Below are 12,758 nucleotides of genomic sequence, written 5' to 3' on the forward strand. Positions count from 1 at the left end.
TGACATGAAATTAGTGAAACGTTCCCAGAGCGTAACCAAAAAACAGAATGGATTAGGTATTAGCCGTCGTTCATTTGTAAAAAATACATCTATAGCTGCAGGTAGTGCTGCGGTAGGCGCGAGCTTATTTGCTCCCGGCATGATGCGTAAAGCCGAGGCTAAGTCTGTTGATCCTGAAGCAAAAACAGAGATTAAGCGCACCATATGTTCACACTGTTCAGTCGGTTGTGGGATCTATGCTGAGGTTCAAAACGGTGTGTGGACAGGACAAGAGCCTGCATTTGACCATCCTTTCAATGCTGGTGGACACTGTGCCAAAGGGGCGGCTTTACGTGAGCACGGTCATGGCGAACGCCGCCTAAAATATCCAATGAAGCTAGAAGGCGGAAAGTGGAAGAAATTGAGCTGGGAACAAGCTATCGAAGAGATCGGGAATAAAGCCCTTGAGATCCGCGAGCAGTCTGGTCCTGATTCTGTTTATTTCTTGGGTAGTGCTAAGCACAACAATGAACAGGCTTATCTATTTAGAAAAATGGCTTCTCTTTGGGGCACTAATAACGTCGACCACCAAGCTCGTATCTGTCACTCAACTACGGTTGCAGGGGTAGCAAATACGTGGGGCTACGGTGCGATGACTAACTCCTTTAACGACATGCACAACTGTAAATCGATGCTTTTTATTGGCTCAAACCCTGCCGAAGCACACCCAGTTGCCATGCAACACATTCTGATCGCCAAAGAGAAAAACAACTGCAAAATTGTCGTTGCTGACCCAAGACGTACTCGTACTGCTGCAAAATCTGATCATTATGTGTCATTGCGTCCCGGCACGGATGTCAGTTTTGTATGGGGGGTGTTATGGCATGTGTTTAAGAATAAATGGGAAGATAAAGAGTTTATTCGTCAACGTGTATTCGGTATGGAAGAGATCCGTGCTGAGGTCGCGAAGTGGAACCCTGAAGAGGTGGAGCGTGTAACAGGAGTCAGTGAGCAAGACGTCTATCAAACGGCTAAATTACTGTCAGAAAATCGCCCTGGATGCATTGTGTGGTGTATGGGCGGAACGCAACATACTACAGGTAACAACAATACGCGCGCCTACTGTGTGCTTGAACTTGCCTTGGGTAACATAGGTAAATCAGGTGGCGGCGCAAATATATTCCGTGGCCATGATAACGTGCAAGGTGCTACCGATTTAGGCGTACTGTCGCATACCTTACCAGGCTACTACGGATTGGCAGATGGTTCTTGGCAGCATTGGTCTCGTGTTTGGGGACTCGAGTTTGACTGGGTTAAGAACCGTTTTGACCAAGCAAAATATAACGGTAAAAAACCAATGAACAATATGGGTATTCCCGTATCGCGTTGGATTGATGGCGTTTTAGAAGATAAAGACAAAATTGAGCAAAACGATAATATCCGCGCCATGTTCTATTGGGGACACGCCGTAAACTCTCAGACTCGTGGTCCTGAGATGAAAAAGGCGATGGCAAAATTGGACATGATGGTCATTGTTGATCCATATCCAACCCATGCGGCAGTAATGAATGATCGCAGCGACGGCATCTATTTGTTGCCAGCAACGACCCAATTTGAAACCACGGGGAGTGTCACCGCGTCCAACCGTTCTATTCAGTGGCGTGATCAGGTCATTGAACCGCTATTTGAGTCCAAGCCCGATCATGAAATTATGTATTTGCTAACTAAGAAGCTCGGCTTTTCAGATCAATTGTTCAAGAATATCGAGGTTAAAGGTAATCAACCTGTAATTGAAGATATTACGCGTGAATTTAACCAAGGTATGTGGACGATTGGCTATACAGGTCAAAGCCCAGAGCGCCTTAAACAGCATCAGAAGAACTGGCATACCTTCCACAAAACGACACTAGAAGGTGAGGGCGGCCCTGCTAGCGGTGAGACCTATGGCCTGCCTTGGCCTTGTTGGGGAACCGCGGAGATGAAACACCCAGGTACGCATATTCTTTATGATGTATCTAAGCCTGTTGCTCAGGGCGGCGGCAACTTCCGAGCACGCTTTGGTGTGGAATTTGAAGGAAATAATATCCTTGCTGAGGACAGTTTTTCGAAGGGCTCGGAGATTGAAGATGGGTATCCTGAGTTCACTGATAAGATGCTAAAAGCGCTTGGCTGGTGGGATGACCTTACCGCTGAAGAGAAACAAGCGGCAGAGGGAAAAAACTGGAAGACCGACCTTTCCGGTGGTATCCAGCGTGTTGCTATTGCTCACGGCTGTATTCCATTTGGTAATGCAAAAGCGCGTGCTGTGGTATGGACCTTCCCTGACCGAGTTCCTTTACACAGAGAGCCTCTTTATACACCGCGACGTGATTTAGTTGCCGATTATCCAACCTGGGATGATTCCACGGCTATCTATCGTCTACCAACCCTGTATAAGTCGATACAAGACCAAGATAAATCAGCTGAATACCCAATTGTATTAACCTCTGGGCGTTTGGTTGAGTATGAAGGCGGTGGTGAAGAAACCCGCTCAAACCCTTGGTTGGCTGAGCTTCAACAAGAAATGTTTGTTGAAGTAAACCCAGCTGATGCTAACGACCTTGGCTTTAGAGATGGTGAAGATGTGTGGGTAGAAGGGGCTGAAAAAGGACGTATCAAGGTTAAGGCTTTGGTGACGCGCCGCGTTAAACCGGGCATGGCATTTTTACCTTTCCACTTTGGTGGCAAGTTTGAAGGGGAAGACCTTCGTCATAAATACCCAGAAGGTTGCGACCCATATGTGGTAGGTGAAGCTGCGAACACCGCAACCACCTACGGTTATGATCCTGTAACTCAGATGCAGGAAACAAAAGTCACACTGTGTAATATTCGAAAGGCGTAAGGAACTATCACTATGGCAAGAATGAAATTTCTATGTGACACCAAGCGCTGCATTGAATGTAACGGCTGTGTCACTGCATGTAAAAATGAAAATGACGATGCTCTTGAATGGGGAATGCAACGTCGTCGCGTGGTTACCCTAAATGATGGCGAACCCGGAGAAAACTCGATATCTGTTGCATGTATGCACTGCTCTGACGCTCCGTGTCAGGCGGTGTGTCCTACAGATTGCTTTGAGCAGACAGAAGATGGAATTGTAAGGCACAACAAAGACCTTTGTATTGGTTGTGGTTACTGTTTATTTGCGTGCCCGTTTGGCGCTCCGCAATTTCCTAAGCAGTCTGCATTTGCTGAGCGTGGCAAAATGGATAAATGTACCTTCTGTGCCGGTGGCCCTGAAACAGAACCAGGTTCTGCTGAAGAGCGTGCTAAATATGGTGCAAACCGTATTGCTGAAGGTAAGTTACCTATGTGTGCCGAGCTCTGCTCCACCAAAGCTCTTTTAGCCGGAGATGCGGCTAAGATTTCGGACATATTCCGTAATCGCGTAGTGCATCGCGGTGCGAAAGAAGCCGGTTGGAGTAATGGTGAAGACTTATCTTATGATGCGACCAAGAGCTAGTGCTGGAGAGAGATATGGCTAAGGGTATAAAACGCATGTCTCTAGGGGTACTGTCAGTATTAATACTGGGTGCCCTGATCATGTTTTTGATGCCGGCATCGGCAGATAAATCAGGGCCGGAGACCACAAGCGTCGCGAAGAGTGAGATGGTGCAACTGGCCGGGGCTGACTATTGGCGAGATGTGAAAGGGGGCGTGTCAGGAACTACCACCTCTAAGTTCCCTGAACATAATGTATTGATAAGTGTACCAGGGGAAACCTGGCGCGAACTAAAAGAGAAGTGGATGTCTCCTGCGGGTGCAGTGGCTATCTTCGGTAGTATCTCTTTAGTAGTGCTGGCTTATTTGACCGTTGGGCCGCTTATGCTCAGCAAGCCTCGAACAGGCAGAACCATGAAGCGTTGGTCTCGTTGGGACCGTGCTTTGCACTGGAGTATGGCATTTACTTTCTTAACTCTGGCATTTAGTGGATTAATGCTGGTTTATGGAAAGCACTTTCTAAAGCCCTATGTGCCAAGCGAGCTATGGGGTTTTGTGATGATGTTAGCTAAGCAATACCATAACTATGTTGGACCGCTGTTTTTCATTTTGTTGATCTTGGTATTACTGAAATGGTGGAGAAAATCGATCATTAATAAGGTTGATATTCAATGGTTTATGAAACTTGGTGGCATGGTTGGCAAGCATAAAGGCAGTCACCCTTCAGCAGGCTTCTCTAATGGTGGTGAGAAGGCGATATACTGGCTACTTATTATATGCGGCGCTATTGCAGCATTAAGTGGTTTAGTCCTTGATTTTCCGATGTTTGATCAAACGCGACGTGATATGGAGTTGGCAAACCTAGTACACAGTGTTGCCGCGCTTATTCTTATCTGTGGCTTTGTATTCCATATCTATATTGGTCTATTTGGTATGGAAGGGGCATTGGAAGGAATGGTCACCGGAGAGGTTGATGAAACCTGGGCGAAAGAACACCATGACCTGTGGTATGAAGAAATGAAACAAAAACAAGCCTCCGCCGATGTTGTTGAACCCGTCTCGGATAACCCCAACAAGGTGAATGGAGGTGCAGCTAATGAGTAAACCTCATAATGGGATTTGGGTCGCTTATATCTTGAGTATCTTTACTCCCTTCACATGCTTACTATCGGGTGTTGTTGCCATAGTTTATGCAGGCTATCGGCTAGATAAAGGGGACGATTCGGAGATTGTTGCATCACATTACTACGGCTTAATTCGGACTTTTTTCTTGAATTTGACCTTCTTTGTGGTGTTGATAATGACGGTTGCTACCTCGAATGGGGTGCTGATAGGAGTAAACAATTATTGGTACCAAAGTTCAATCTTGCAAAGTATCGCGTATGTGATCCCATTTATCGGTGGGTTCATTGCTCTAGTCGCGATTATAATTTGGATTGTTCGAATGGTGAAAGGAATGCAAGACCTCAAGAATAACGTTCCGCATACACCAACAATTGGCCCTGTACTTTACGCTAGGCGCCGATAATATTAGCTATGGCTAACTTATGGAAAGCTCCCAAATTTGGGGGCTTTTTTTATTCTTCTAACGTGCTGACTTATGGAGTATCGTGGAGAGATAGTCATTAAGATATGTAAATGATCTTGATCTACTTCCATTTGCTCAATTTCGAACTCAGAATTTTGAGAGAGTGACATTAGAGAGTTCTTCATCACCAAGCCTAACCCTCCTTTGAGTAGTTTCTTCCTATATTTAACCACCAAAATGAGATGAATAGCTATTAGAAACTTACAGTGCGAATTTCGTTGATACTCCATACTTGACACCTCCATATGCTGTATTAATATACAGTATATGAAAAAGACGCTTAGATACAATTTCAGGTTAAAACCTAGCCCACAGCAAGAGTTAAAACTCGTCGAGTTTGGCTCATATGCCCGTGGTTTATGGAACTTCCTGTTGTCTGAGAATCAGCGTCAATACGAAGTCGATAAGACATTTTCTTTCTACAATGAAATGGCTTCGAAGATTAAGGAAATTAAGAAGTTGCCTGAGTTTTCATGGGTTAAAGCACTTGACTCAGGGGCGGCACAGCAAGTCGCCAGAGACCTAGACGCAGCGTTAAAAAATGGAACATCAAAGAAGTCCCACCAACACTTCCCAAAGTTTAAGGTTAGCTATCGAGTTAAGAAGCAACACAATGACAGCTACCGCTCAGTAAATAATAACAACTGCATTAGAGTTGAGAACGGCACTATTACTTTGCCAAAAGTTGGGGCTGTTCCTATTGTCTTGCACCGTAAGTTAGTTAGCTCAATTAAAACAGCGACAGTCCAATACCGACACGGGAAGTGGGAGGTTAGCCTCACACAAGAAGTGGTGTGTGACGAAGCGAAGAAGGTACTAAAAAGCATTGCGGGATACGACATCAACTCAAAGCAAACCGTTGTCGGATCTAATGGTTTAACGGTTGATAACCCGAAATACTTAAAACAAGCAAAGCAGAAACTAACTAGATTACAGCGACAGCTTTCTAGAAAAAAGAAAGGTTCTGCTCGCTGGAAGAAAACAAAATCCCGTCTAAATAATCTTCACGGTTCAATCGCTAGAAAACGAATGGACTTCGCACATAAAACCGCTCATCGGATAGCCAACGAAAGCGATATTGTAGTGTTTGAAGACCTAAATGTGGCGGGTATGCAAAAATTCAACGGCAGGATGATTGCTGACAACATCATGGGGCTTATATCTGACTTAGCGAAATACAAAATTGAGCTGAGAGGTGGTATACATCATGAGATTGGTCGGTTTGAACGCACAACGGGTGTGTGCTCACACTGCGGTCAACATCATAGATTGACGTTGAAAGACAGACATTTCACCTGCATTAGTTGCGGCACCTTTAGTGATCGAGACTATTCCTCTGCAATAGCAGTACAACGGATAGGTGAATCTGATTTAATGGCGAATGGAACTGTCGTCAGGTTGACTAGATCAACCAGCACTCAGCAGAAATCAGGCGTTAAAACGAAAGTCTTTGCATTGGCAAAGTTGTCTTTGGGAGCTGAGGAAACAGAAAAGGCAGTTTGCTTAACTGCCTTAGAAGCTCAGTGATCAGCTATGCTGTCGCTGAGTAGTTCACGGGTTTTGTACCATATTGTGTCGGTAGTAATGGATTGTGCCCAAGGTGTCCTGTTTACCTAAATAGTCAATCATTGCACAGGCAACGTCACTGGCAAGGATTGGTTTTATGTTACGTAAAGGACCTATGAGCAACGGACTTAAAGGCGATAGCATGCGCTGAACCCAGATCTCATCGGCGCGCTGATTGGTTTTTCGTCCAACTAATGGGCCTGGGCGAACAAATAGCAAAGCTGTAAACCCCAAAGCTTGTATGTGTTGCTCCATCTCGCCCTTGCATCTGAGATAGTGTGAGGCAGAAGTGGGACTGGCACCTAAGCTTGAAACCACGGCCAATCGTTTAACACCACGGGCTTTCATCTGTTTGGCAACATGAACGACCAGGTCGTGATCGATCTTATATAGGGCTTGGTTTCCACCAGCTTGTTTTTTGGTCGTGCCTAAGGCGATAAGCCCGCAGTCGAACGATGTATCAAGCTCTTCGATGTCGAGCGTTGGTGAAATGATATGCTTGATATTTTGTATTTGATGCGTGGTTTTGCGTGCAAGGCTTGTGATAACAGCAAATTGATTGCTGTCTATGGCAGATTGCAGGGCGTGGCCTCCAATAAGCCCACTACTGCCGGCGATAATCAGGTTATGTTTTTTGTGCTTCATCGCAATATTTTCCATGTTATCAATGTACTATGGCTACATCCTAGCTATAACCAAGGGAGTGTTCCATGGCAGGAGTGATGTTTCACCACTCATTTTTACAAGATTCAGTACAGGACGTTACTGCAATTTCAAATACAGTAATATTAGATAACGGTGTCCAACTTAAGTTATGGCGCCGTGGGGTACTTGAGGTAATACCAGCCTCTGTATCTCGCTCAACCAAACATATCATTTTATCCTCAGGGGTACACGGTAATGAAACCGCTCCCATCGAGATAGTTGATCAACTAGCGACTGATATTTTGCAGCAAAAATGGCAGCCACAATGCCGCTTACTACTGATTATCGCCCATTTTGAGGCAATGCACATTGAGAAGCGCTTTGTGGAGACGAACCTCAATCGCCTATTTGCGGATATCGACTACCCAGACTCGAAAGAGTTAGCTATTGCACAGCAGCTTAAATGCGATGTGGCAGACTTCTTTAAACACACGGCGGTAGAGTGTCGGTGGCATTTTGATATGCATTGCTCGATTCGAAAATCTATCCACTATACCTTTGCCATTAGTCCTCAATCCGCCTTTAAAACGCGCTCGGTTTCACTGATTGATTTTCTGGAAAAATCAGGGGTTGAAGCAATACTTCTGTCTGAGGAGGCCTCGAGTACCTTTAGTTGGTTAAGCTCGTCCGTTTATGGGGCTCAAGCGCTGACGCTGGAGTTGGGGCAGGTGGCACAGTTTGGTTACAATGATATGGGAAAATTGGACGCCTTTATAACGGCTCTTCGCGAGTTGATAAAAGGTGATGCGTTGTCCGGCACTGGCACCTTGCAAGCTTATCAGGTGGCTTGCTCTATCTATCGTCAAAGGGAAGCGTTTGAGTTTTCATTTGCAAATGAACTACCTAATTTTACCAAGTTTACCCACAAACAGCAGTTAGGATGGGATGGTAGTGAACCGATTACAATGCCTGTGGAGAATGGAGCTATCGTATTTCCGAATCCAAGCGTTGAAATAAAGCAGAGGGCGGCACTAATCGTTGCGCCTTGTACGCCTGTATTTGTGGATGGGCAGTGGCAATACTAAGGCATTGTTATACGCAATAACAATGCCTATGGTCTAGACGAGAAATCGAAACATACGCTGGGAATTACTTCGAATTATCAGCTGTTTCTAAGAATGTCTTGAGCTTTTGCATGCTCTGTTTGAAGTATGGATTCCAGCTAGTGCGCGCTCGAACGGTGTGCTCATCACCATCACCCCATGCGCCATACCAAACCTGACTACTATCAACCTCACTACAATCTTTTGGCGCAGATTCAGGTTGCTGCTTAAAGCAAAGGCGGATCTCGCCATCTCGTTTGTAAACTGGGTTATTAGGGGAGTACATTACCGATATGTGTGATGCGCTGACAATCTTTTGCTTGGGCAGATCCATAGTGTATGTACTTACACGTGTATCTTGAGGTGGATTATCACCAAACCACAGCATCACGTTATTTGGGTTAGTAAATTGGGAGCTTAGTTCATTTGCGGCATAGTGAGCATCTATGGTCTCGTCGCGCTCGCTAAGCATCACAAAGGTAGGCTTGGTATATATATTACTTTCAATATACTCACGTACCGCAACGGATGTTTGATAATAAACCGCTGCGCCATTCATATGCAGTGAATTATAGCGAGTGTAGTTGTCTTCTTTTTCTTTACCTGCCCAGTCTACAAACCAGTTAGCATAAGGTGAAAATTTGGCTAGTGGGTCTTTAGGCTTAAATGCCGGAGCAAATAGCAGTAACCCCTCAATACTGTCTTGTTGATATGCAAGCTCTGTAACCAGGTTTGCTCCCGTTGAAAAACCGCCTAACCATACCTTATCAACACGCTTAGAAAGTAGCTGGTAATTGTGCTTAACGATATTTTGCCAGTCATTGAGCTCAGGTAGTGATAAATCGGCGGCGCGAGTACCGTGACCGGGTAATAAAATAACTCGAACTAAATAGCCTTGTTGTGCCAGTGTTGGTGCGATATCTGAATAAGAGTAGGGGGAATCTCCCAGTCCATGTACCAGTAAAATGCCTTTGCCATTAGGATGTGCTGGTTTTAATTCATAAGGTAATACGGCATTAAGTTCCTTGTCGTGGTCTTGGCTGATATAAGCGCGGTGTGTTGTTACCCAGTCTTGGGTCTGTTGTAAATATTGTTGATAGTTCGATTGTTGGTAAGGCTGCAGAGCTTCAGAGGCGCGATATTGTGCGTCTTGCGGTTCTGAAGTGCATGCAGTCAACAGCAAGAGAGCGCATGGAATAATTGGGTGGAATTTAACGATATGCATGCTACTACCTTATATGAAAATGCGATGCGAAACAAAATTAGAGAAACTCAGCGTAATATTAAATATTAATTAATAAATCGCATAAGTATTATAAATGCAATAATTAGAATTTGTTAATTATATGCAAAATGAATAAGTTATTGCTTTTATTATGTAAAAAACAAATTGTTGCACTTTATATTCTAAGTTTAGGCTGTTCTAAGATAGAATCTATTCTTATCCAATTGGTGTCATGGATGAATTTACGAGCCTTTATGCGCGTTACATGGATATAGTGTAATTATATGCATATTTAGTGGGAATATATTCAATTTGGCGGTGCTTTCCCTCATATAGGCACTGTAGGTTGTTAATATATTTGTGATTTGGCTCGCATATTCAGAGACTTTAAATTGGTGCATTGAAAAAGTGTGATTTTGAACTGATTAATTTCGGCTGATTAATTTAATATCTCGGTTCTTGATAAAAGATAAGAACTTCAATAGTCGACTTTATCAGTAATTTTATTTTCTAGAATTTTACAATGTTAGAGGCCCCCGAATATGACGGAACATAATAATAATTATTCGCATCTGCCGAGTAATAACCTAGTGCGTAGCACTGTAGCGCTAGTTTTAGCAGGCGGGAAAGGTACCCGTCTGAAAGGATTGACCAAGGAAATTGCAAAACCTGCAGTATCTTTTGGCGGTAAATATAAAATTATCGACTTTACGCTTTCAAACTGCGTTAACTCTGGTATCCGCCGAGTTGGTGTTCTTACCCAATTTATGGCGCACGATCTTATTGATCACCTGCAAAAGGGTTGGAACTTTATGACCAACTCAGCGTTGAATGAAGGGGTGAGTATCATTCCTGCACAGCAGCGTACTGGTGAAGCTTGGTATCGTGGTACTGCGGATGCGGTATATCAAAACCTTGATATTATCCGTAAGCAAAAAGCACAGCAGGTTCTCATTTTAGGTGGAGACCACATCTATAAAATGGACTACTCACGTATGCTTAACTTCCATGCAGAGAATGGCGCAGACGTAACGGTAGCATGTATTAAAAAGCCTATTGAGCAGGCTTCTTCTTTTGGTGTTATGTCACTTAACGAAGATGGTCGTATTGTTCAATTTGACGAAAAGCCTGAGAACCCACGTCCGCATCCAAAAGACCCAAGCCAAGCACTCGTGTCTATGGGTATCTATATCTTTAATACTGATGTATTGGATAAAGAACTAACAGATGCGCTTGATGATCCAAACTACAACCATGACTTTGGACACAATATCATTCCAAACTTGCTAGAGCGTTATAATGTAAGTGGATATGTGTTTACCGATAGACACCCAGGGCACAATGCTTATTGGCGCGATGTTGGTGACTTAGACGAGTACTATGCAGCGAACATGGATCTACTATCGCCTAATCCTGAGTTGGACCTGTATGACCATGCGTGGCCAACCATTACTCAGCAACAGCAACGTCCTGGTGCTAAGTTCGTATTTAATGATGAAGGACGCCGTGGTAGTGCAGTAGATTCTGTACTGTCTGCAGGCACGATTGTTTCAGGAGCGGAGGTTGAACATACCTTGGTTTCTTATAACTGCCGTGTTGAAGAGTTCTCTTCAATCAAGGATAGCATTCTATTGCCGAACGTTGTTGTTGGTAAAAACTGCCAGCTTAACAAGGTTATTGTTGCTGAAGGTACAATCATTCCTGATGGCACAATTATCGGTGAGAACCCAGAGCAAGACGCATTACGTTACGATATCACGGCGAATGGTATCACTCTGGTAACAGAAGAAAACTTTCGTTAATTACAAAGAATAAAATGAATGGAGCGCTATGCGCTCCATTTTTTTTGCAATTTTTTTATGGTATTTCGATAGGTTACCCATGCAAATAACCCTGCACATGTGTTTCCGATCGCTGCACCATAAAAGAGGCCATGTATCCCAGCGATATGTGCGCCTAAATATAGACAAGGCAGGAAAAATAAAAATAATCGCAGGCTTGATACCAGCAATGCTTTTACCGGTTTACCCAACGCATTAGATACAGAAACAAGCAAGATACACACGCCAAGGGGCGCTAAGCTAAACGGCACAATCAGCAGGTGTAAATGAAGGATACGTTCCACCTTATCAGTTGCGGTCATCAATGTAGATAAATGCCCGGCGAGTAGCCAAGTGATGAGCGCAATAACAAGCTGAGAGCCTAGGATAAAAAGGGTAGCAATCTTAACCAGTTGGATTACCTTGTCGGCCTGCCGTGCACCAACATAGCGACCAATCATAGGGGGCATTGACATAGTCAGCGCTAAGACAGCGACAATGGCAAAAAACTCATAGCGACTTCCGAGCGCCCAAGCTGCAACTGCGGCAGTGCCAAAGCTTGCCAACAGCTTAGTAGATAGCATCGCCGCTAATGGTGGCATAAGTTGGCTGGTCATTGCGGGCATCATAATATTAAACAGTGAACGAATACTGGATACTAGATTTAAGCTAGACCAATCAAAGCTGTAGTAGTGTTTAAATCTGATTCGATACACAACATACAGCGCGCCAATACTAAAGGCGAGTATGGTTGCAACGGCAGCACCATGGATACCCATATCGAAATAAAAAATGAAGATAGGATCCAATACCACGTTGAGTATGCTGGTAATCACCATCATGATACCGGGCAACATCGTATTGCCATTGGCGCGGCACACGCTATACAAGAAGTAAAGCATGGCGCCAACCCAGGCACTTATCAGCCATACTATCCAATAGGTATCTATGATGGGCATGATGTCGGCAGTTGCACCAAGCATGTTTAATAACGGGTATCGAACTAAATAGAGCAACAAGCAGATCACACCTGTTCCAGCCCCCCCAAGCGCGAGTACCAAGCCTCCCAGTTGACGAGAGTAGCCAGTTTGCTTTGCACCCAATGCCATTGATATAACAGAGGTCGTTGCGATACCTAAACCCACTTGAACGCCAATGATGAGCTGGCCGATAGGTAAGGTAAAGCCTTGCGCCGCCAAAGGTAAAACACCGAGCTGAGCGATAAAGGCACTGTCGATGAGCTGAAAGCTCATCAAGGAAAGTACGCCAAATACCATAGGCCATGTCATGGTAAATAGCTCTTTGGCGAGCGAAGAGTGTGGATTGTTTGTCATAGTGCTCTAAGTTTTATT

General features: G+C 44.3%; 10 protein-coding genes and 1 pseudogene. 7 read left to right on the forward strand and 4 right to left on the reverse strand.

From position 1 onward, the window contains the following. Positions 1–4 precede the first annotated feature (4 nt). The 4 genes from OCU28_RS05370 to OCU28_RS05385 are packed head-to-tail and all read left to right on the forward strand — an operon-like array spanning position 5 to position 4,987. Positions 5–2,860, forward strand: coding sequence for a formate dehydrogenase subunit alpha (locus OCU28_RS05370; protein ID WP_261817301.1), 2,856 nt, complete (start codon positions 5–7; stop codon positions 2,858–2,860). A gap of 12 nt (positions 2,861–2,872) precedes the next feature. Beyond that, positions 2,873–3,481, forward strand: a complete 609-nt coding sequence (fdh3B, locus tag OCU28_RS05375; RefSeq protein ID WP_261817302.1) for a formate dehydrogenase FDH3 subunit beta — start codon at positions 2,873–2,875, stop codon at positions 3,479–3,481. 14 nt (positions 3,482–3,495) lie between these two features. After that, entirely contained in the window at positions 3,496–4,563 is a 1,068-nt protein-coding gene (locus tag OCU28_RS05380) for a formate dehydrogenase subunit gamma (RefSeq protein ID WP_261817303.1), read from the forward strand. Further along, positions 4,556–4,987, forward strand: a complete 432-nt coding sequence (locus tag OCU28_RS05385) for a hypothetical protein (RefSeq protein ID WP_261817304.1) — start codon at positions 4,556–4,558, stop codon at positions 4,985–4,987. Before OCU28_RS05380 ends, OCU28_RS05385 begins: the two co-directional genes overlap by 8 nt. A 44-nt stretch (positions 4,988–5,031) precedes the next feature. Here OCU28_RS05385 and tnpA read toward each other — a convergent pair. Next, positions 5,032–5,277: pseudogene (gene tnpA, locus OCU28_RS05390) on the reverse strand (IS200/IS605 family transposase); the annotation flags it as partial. 37 nt (positions 5,278–5,314) lie between these two features. Here tnpA and OCU28_RS05395 point away from each other — a divergent pair. Beyond that, on the forward strand, positions 5,315–6,574 hold the full coding sequence (locus OCU28_RS05395; RefSeq protein WP_261817306.1) for an RNA-guided endonuclease InsQ/TnpB family protein: 1,260 nt from the start codon (positions 5,315–5,317) through the stop codon (positions 6,572–6,574). 24 nt (positions 6,575–6,598) lie between these two features. On the opposite strand, the gene OCU28_RS05400 is transcribed toward OCU28_RS05395, so the two are convergent. Further along, positions 6,599–7,258, reverse strand: a complete 660-nt coding sequence (locus OCU28_RS05400) for an NAD(P)H-binding protein (protein ID WP_261817307.1) — start codon at positions 7,256–7,258, stop codon at positions 6,599–6,601. Positions 7,259–7,323: 65 nt separating this feature from the next. Between OCU28_RS05400 and OCU28_RS05405 the strand changes: the two genes are divergently transcribed. Beyond that, positions 7,324–8,343 (forward strand): succinylglutamate desuccinylase, encoded by a 1,020-nt coding sequence (locus tag OCU28_RS05405; RefSeq protein ID WP_261817308.1) that lies wholly within the window; start codon positions 7,324–7,326, stop codon positions 8,341–8,343. Between the two features lie 64 nt (positions 8,344–8,407). On the opposite strand, the gene OCU28_RS05410 is transcribed toward OCU28_RS05405, so the two are convergent. Next, on the reverse strand, positions 8,408–9,586 hold the full coding sequence (locus OCU28_RS05410) for an alpha/beta fold hydrolase (protein WP_261817309.1): 1,179 nt from the start codon (positions 9,584–9,586) through the stop codon (positions 8,408–8,410). 542 nt (positions 9,587–10,128) lie between these two features. Between OCU28_RS05410 and glgC the strand changes: the two genes are divergently transcribed. Then, on the forward strand, positions 10,129–11,388 hold the full coding sequence (gene glgC / locus OCU28_RS05415) for a glucose-1-phosphate adenylyltransferase (RefSeq protein ID WP_261817310.1): 1,260 nt from the start codon (positions 10,129–10,131) through the stop codon (positions 11,386–11,388). Between the two features lie 26 nt (positions 11,389–11,414). Here glgC and OCU28_RS05420 read toward each other — a convergent pair whose 3' ends face one another. Next, positions 11,415–12,740 (reverse strand): MATE family efflux transporter, encoded by a 1,326-nt coding sequence (locus OCU28_RS05420; RefSeq protein ID WP_261817311.1) that lies wholly within the window; start codon positions 12,738–12,740, stop codon positions 11,415–11,417. Positions 12,741–12,758 lie beyond the last annotated feature (18 nt).

It is taken from the genome of Vibrio gallicus (genome assembly GCF_024346875.1).
GTDB lineage: Bacteria > Pseudomonadota > Gammaproteobacteria > Enterobacterales > Vibrionaceae > Vibrio > Vibrio gallicus.